We start from the raw sequence: 5,823 nt of genomic DNA on the forward strand, positions 1-5,823 counted from the left end.
GGTCGCGGCCTTGCGATAGCGCGTCCCGCCGGACGATCCGTCAGGCCGCGGCCCAGCCGGGCCCGGCCGCCTGATCCGGGCGTGGGTCTGCCTTGGGGACGATGCCGGTCTCGCGCGGGTTCAGGGGGGCGGGGCGGCCGAACAGGTAGCCCTGCACCTCGGCGCAGCCGGCGGCCTTGAGGAACGCCAGCTCCTCGGCCGTCTCGACGCCCTCCGCCACCACCGGCAGGCCCAGGCCGGAGCCGAGGCCGAGGACGGCGCGCACGATCGCCGCGGTCTGGGCGTTCGTGTCGACGTTGCGCACGAACGACTGGTCGATTTTGATCCGGTCGAACGGGAACGCCCTGAGGTTCGCCAGCGACGAGTAGCCCGTCCCGAAATCGTCCATCGCGATCCCGACGCCCAGCGTCTTGAGCTGCCGCAGCGTCGCCACCGCGCGATCGAAGTTGCGGATGAGCGCGGTCTCGGTGATCTCCAGTTCGAGCCGCGCGGCCGGCAGTCCGGTCTCGAGCAGCACCGCGAGCACCTGCGCGGCGAAGGCCGGGTCGTGCACCTGGACCGCGGAGACGTTCACCGCCACCCGCAGGGGCGCCTCCCAGCCCGCCGCCTCGCGGCACGCGGTGCGAAGCACCCACATCCCGATCGCCGAGATCGTCCCGCGCTCCTCGGCCACCGGAATGAACAGGTCGGGGGGCACCCGGCCGCGCTCCGGGTGGGTCCAGCGCAGAAGGGCCTCGAAGCCGAGCAGCGCCCCGCCATCGGCGGCGACCTGCTTCTGGTAGACGAGGTGGAACTCGTCGCGAGCGAGCGCGCATTCGAGGTCGCGCTCCACGCCGTGCCGCTCGCGCACGGCGATGCCCATCTCCGGCTCGAAGACGCCGTAGGTGCCCCGGCCGTCGGCCTTGGCGCGGTAGAGCGCCGTGTCGGCGTGGACCATCAGGTCCTGGCGTTCCATGGCGTCCTGCGGACACAGGGCGATGCCGATGCTGACCCCGACCATGGCGTCGGCGGTCCGGTCCGAAGCCTGCGCCGCAAGTGCGGCGATGATGGTCTTCGCCAGATCCTCGGCCGCGTCAGGCCCGGCCTGGCCGTCCATGAGGATCGCGAACTCGTCCCCGCCGAGGCGCGCCATGCACTGGTCTGGGCCGAGCAGGCCCGTCACGCAGCGGGCGACCCGGGCGAGCATCGCGTCGCCGGCCGCGTGGCCGAACAGCTCGTTGACGGCCTTGAAGCGGTCGAGGTCGAGGCACAGCACTGCGATCGAGGCGCCGGTCTCGACGGCCGAGGCCACCGCCCGGTCGAGCACCGCGTTGAAGGCGGTGCGGTTGAGCAGGCCCGTCAGCGCGTCGTGGTGGGCGAGGTACTGGATGTTCCGCTCGGCCTGCTTACGCTCGCGGATATCGCGGACCGCCAGCGCCTGGTGCGACTTGCCCGCGAAGTCGATCCGCCGGAGGATCGCCTCGACCGCGATGATCTCGCCGGCGGCGTGGCGCAGGCCGAGCTCGACCGGCTGCCCCATGGCGCAGGCGAGCCGCTGCCAGGCGTTGGCCTCGGTGAGGAAGGTGCTCACCGGCAGGCCCGCCACCGCCGCGTCGGCGAGGCCGACGAGGCGGCCGAAGCTGACGTTGGCCGTGACGACGCGGTGGCCGTCCACGACGATGAGCCCCTCCACCGCCGCGTTGGCGAGGCCGCGCATGCGCTCGGTCTCGCCATGCACGCGGCGCTGCTCGCGCAGGCTGAGCGCGTGAGCCGTCGCGGTGAGGACGAAAATGGCGAGGCTGGCAAGCGCCACCGCGCCGGCGAGCCACGTCGGCGACATCGCATGCGGCGACAGGGTGGCCAGCGGATTTTCCGTGATCGTCACCGCAGCCATCCCGATCGTGTGGTGCGCGCCGATCGCCAGCGTCAGGATTGCCGCGCTGGCCAGCAGGGAGGTGAGCGATCGGGACCGGATCGCGGTCGAGAGCGCGACGGCGGAAAAAAGCTCGCCGACCACGATCGAGGCGGCGACGACGGCCGGGTTCCAGCGCAGGTGCCCCGTCACCTCGAGGGCCGCCATGCCGGTGTAGTGCATCGCGGTGATGCCGAGCCCGACGACGAGCCCCCCGAGCCAGGATGCCCCTTGTGTCCCGAGCAGGGCGACGCGCAGCCCGAGGCCGGTGAGGCAGATCGCGATGACGAGCGAGAGGAGGGTCAGGCCGTGGTCGTAGGCGCTCGGGATGCTCGGCTGGAAGGCCAGCATCGCGATGAAATGGGTCGCGAAGATACCCGTGCCGCTGGAGATCGCCGCGACGACGAGCCAGGTCAGACGGGTGCGGCCGGCGCTGCCGGCGTGGCGGAGCAGGCGGATCGCAGTCAGCGCCGCGATCGCGCAGATCGCGGCTGCCAGGCCGACGAGGCGGAGATCGTGCTGGTCCGTGAAGCAACCGATGACGGTCAACATGCCGACGGATCCGACATCGCGCCAGGCATGCCCCATGCCGGAAGGCTTCGATGCTCGGTCATCCTCGGAAGAATTTCGATCTCAAGATGAAAGTAGATATGCAAGGTACAACCGTAAGTCTATATTTGATATCATTTTCCGGCAGGCCGATTAAAGATACCTTTCGTGCAAGATCCTCCCAAAAGGCACTGACATTATCGTTGCCGCACAACGTCGCTCGTTGGAGCGATTACGTATCGATCGAATCATCTTTCGATTGCAGCCGCTCAAGCATAGTCGCTGTACCGCCTTCCCCGCCTCCAGGGCGGGCGCTCACCGAGCCGCGGTGCGGAAGCCCGCGTAGATGTCGCGCCGGTCCGGCGTGAAGAAGTTGCGGTAGGCGTTGTCGACCATGCGGCCGCGGGTGATCCAGGCGCCGCCGCGCAGCACCTTGCGCGTGCCGAAGGCCGGCTCGGAATACTCGCGGTACACGTCGGGCGAGAAACCCGGATAGGGCAGGAAGTCGCTCGCGGTCCATTCCCAGACGTTGCCGAGCATCTGCCGGCAGCCCCAGGCGCTGTCGCCGTCCGCGTGGGCGGCGATGTCGACGCAGCCGAGGCGGCCACCGTCGAGGTTGGCTAGGCGGGCGTCCGGTGCAGTCTCGCCCCAGGGATAGCGCGACTTCGTGACGCCGATCGCGCCGTCCGGCGCCGGCGCCGTCGAGGCTGCGACCTCCCATTCGGCCTCCGTCGGCAGGCGCCGCCCGGCGAAGGCGCAGTAGGCTGCGGCCTCGTACCAGCTGACGTGGACCACCGGCTGGTGTGGGGCGAGGTCGGCGACACCATCGAACCGGCTAACGCGCCAGCTCGCTCCGTCCCGCTGCCAATGCGCGGGATGCTCGGCTCCGGTCCGGCAGCGCCAGCGCCATCCCTCCGCGTCCCAGAACGACGGCTCGCGATAGCCACCGGCCTCGACGAAGGCGGCGAATTCGGCGTTGGTCACCGGCGCCCGCGCGATCTTGAACGGTGCGACCGCGATCGAGTGCGCCCACTTCTCGTTGTCGAAGACGAAGTCCGCGTCCGGCTCGGCGCCGAGCCGGAAGGTCCCGCCCGGGATCGCCGCGTCGCCCGGCCACGGCCCTTCTGCGACGGGGGCGAGGCCGGCCGAGGCGGCGAAGGACGGCGCCGGATAGCCCAGCGTCTGGCGCGAATAGGTGAAGGCCTCCCCGTGCATGTCCTCGTGGTAGGTGGTCAGCCGGTAGCGGTAGGCCTCCTCGCGCGTCGGCGTGCCGTCGAGCCGGCGGACCAGCGCATCGTGGACGCGGCCCATGTAGCCGAGCGTGTCCGCGAGCGACGGCAGCGCGCGCACCCAGCGGTCGTCGTGCGCCAGCACCGCAGAGTTGTAGACCGCGTCGGCGTCCGCGATCGCCGGCGCGGCGCCGTCGAGGGCGCGCAGGATGAAGTGCTCGTGGAACCAGGCGAGGTGGCCGATCTCCCAGAGCAGCGGGTTGACGATGTCGAGGCGCGGCCCGATCAGCTGGTCGGGCACGAGACCGGCCACCAGCTCGAGGGTCCGGGCGCGGCTGTCCTGCAGAATCGCGATGAGTTGTGTGGCGTCGGTCATGGCGTGCGTCCGATAAGCGATCGACCCATGAACGTCATCCTGATCACGCCCGCACCCCGCCACTCGCGGACCGGCAACCGCACGACGGCCCTGCGTTGGGCCGGCTTCCTCCGGGGGGCCGGCCACCGCGTCGTGGTGGCGACCGCGTATGACGGCGAGCCCTGCGACCTGATGATCGCCCTCCACGCCTGGAAGAGCGCCCCGGCGATCCAACGGTTCCGTCGCGCGTACCCGGAGCGCCCCCTCGTCGTCGCGCTGACCGGCACCGACATCAACCACGATCTCGCCGCCGACCCGGCCACGACCCAGCGCTCGCTCGACCTCGCCGACGCGCTCGTCGGCCTGCACGAACTCGTCGGCGAGTCGATCCCGGCGCGCCACCGCGAAAAGCTCGCGGTGATCGTGCAATCCGTGCCGGCGGGCGGGGACCGCCTGCCGGCGCTGAAGCGCGCCTTCGAAATCCTGGTCGTCGGGCACCTGCGCGACGAGAAGGACCCGCTGCGCGCCGCGATCGCCGCCCGCGTCCTGCCCGCTTCCTCCCGCATCCGCGTCGTCCAGCTCGGCGGCGCCCCCGACCCCGCCTGGGCGGCGCGCGCCCGGGACGAGATGCAGGCCAACCCGCGCTACGACTGGCGCGGCGAGGTCTCCGGTGCGCGCGTCAGGCGGTTCCTGCGGCGCGGGCGGCTGATGGTGCTGAGCTCGCTCAGCGAGGGCGGCGCCAACGTGGTCTCGGAGGCGGTCGTCGCCGGCCTGCCGATCCTCGCCTCTGCGATCCCCGGCAATGTCGGCCTGCTCGGGGGCGACCATCCGGGCTACTTCCCGCCCGGCGACCACGGCGCGCTTGCCGGCCTGATGCTGCGGGCGGAGCGGGAGCCCGACTTCCTCGAAGGCTTGCGCGCGCACGGGGCGGCGCGCGCCGACGCGTTCGACCCGGCCCGCGAGCGCTTGGCCTGGTCCGCCCTCGTTGAGCGCGCTTCCGCCGCGGCGCGGGCACGGGTGGCGTCCGGCATTGACGCGGCCCGTCCCGCACCGGCACTCCTGCAGCCATGAGTGAAGCCCCCGCGTCGCCGCTTGCGAACCGTCGCATTCTCCTCGTCGTCGGCGGGGGGATCGCGGCCTACAAGGCCCTCGACCTGATCCGCCGACTGCGCGAGCGCGGCGCCACCGTCCGCCCGCTCCTGACGAAGGGCGCGCAGGAATTCGTCACGCCGCTCGCGGCCGCGGCGCTCGCCGGCCAGCCGGCCCATACCGACCTGTTCGACCGGGCCGACGAGGCCGAGATCGGCCACATCAAGCTGGCGCGGGACGCCGACGCGGTGGTGGTGGCGCCGGCCACCGCCAACCTGATGGCGCGGATGGCAACCGGCCACGCCCCCGACCTCGCCTCCACCGTGCTGCTCGCCACCACCCTGCCGATCCTGGTCGCGCCGGCGATGAACGTGGCGATGTGGGCCCACCCGGCGACCCGGCGCAACCTCGCGACCCTGATCGCCGACGGCGTCCGGGTCGTCGGCCCCAACGCCGGCAAGATGGCCGAGCCCGAGACCGGGCCGGGCCGCATGGCCGAGCCGGTGGAGATCGCCGACGCGGTGGCCGCGATGCTGGCCGAGGCGCCGCGCGAGGCGGAGGGCTTCGGCTTCCTCGCCGGGCGCGCCAAGGCCCCGGCACCGATGCAGCTTGCCGGGCGTCGGGTGCTCGTCACGTCGGGGCCGACGCACGAGCCGATCGACCCGGTGCGGTTCATCGCCAACCGCTCGTCCGGCCGCCAGGGCCACGCC

The 5,823-nt window shown here is 72.1% G+C and carries 4 protein-coding genes; 2 read left to right on the forward strand and 2 right to left on the reverse strand.

Annotation, left to right across the window (positions count from 1 at the left end):
• Positions 1 to 40 precede the first annotated feature (40 nt).
• Both FV222_RS15385 and senA read right to left on the reverse strand, forming a co-directional pair.
• Positions 41 to 2,443 carry an EAL domain-containing protein gene (locus FV222_RS15385; protein ID WP_187277347.1) on the reverse strand — a complete coding sequence of 801 codons (2,403 nt, stop codon included), beginning with the start codon at positions 2,441 to 2,443 and terminating at the stop codon, positions 41 to 43.
• Positions 2,444 to 2,755: 312 nt separating this feature from the next.
• Positions 2,756 to 4,045 carry a selenoneine synthase SenA gene (senA, locus tag FV222_RS15390; protein WP_147814966.1) on the reverse strand — a complete coding sequence of 430 codons (1,290 nt, stop codon included), beginning with the start codon at positions 4,043 to 4,045 and terminating at the stop codon, positions 2,756 to 2,758.
• Positions 4,046 to 4,072: 27 nt separating this feature from the next.
• On the opposite strand from senA, the gene senB reads away from it, so the two are divergent.
• The gene (gene senB / locus FV222_RS15395) at positions 4,073 to 5,095 is read left to right on the forward strand and encodes a selenoneine biosynthesis selenosugar synthase SenB (RefSeq protein WP_147814968.1); all 1,023 of its coding nucleotides are present in this window, start codon (positions 4,073 to 4,075) and stop codon (positions 5,093 to 5,095) included.
• Positions 5,092 to 5,823 (forward strand): bifunctional phosphopantothenoylcysteine decarboxylase/phosphopantothenate--cysteine ligase CoaBC (coaBC, locus tag FV222_RS15400; RefSeq protein WP_147814971.1); only part of this gene is annotated, 732 nt, incomplete at its 3' end. The genes senB and coaBC, both read left to right, overlap by 4 nt.

The organism is Methylobacterium sp. WL103 (assembly GCF_008039885.1).
Lineage (GTDB): Bacteria > Pseudomonadota > Alphaproteobacteria > Rhizobiales > Beijerinckiaceae > Methylobacterium > Methylobacterium cerastii.

Coding starts and splice junctions, on each gene's coding strand:
- senB (WP_147814968.1), top strand. CDS start 4,073: ATGAACGTCATCCTGATCACGCCCGCACCCCGCCACTCGCGGACCGGC.
- senA (WP_147814966.1), bottom strand. CDS start 4,045: ATGACCGACGCCACACAACTCATCGCGATTCTGCAGGACAGCCGCGCC.
- FV222_RS15385 (WP_187277347.1), bottom strand. CDS start 2,443: ATGTTGACCGTCATCGGTTGCTTCACGGACCAGCACGATCTCCGCCTC.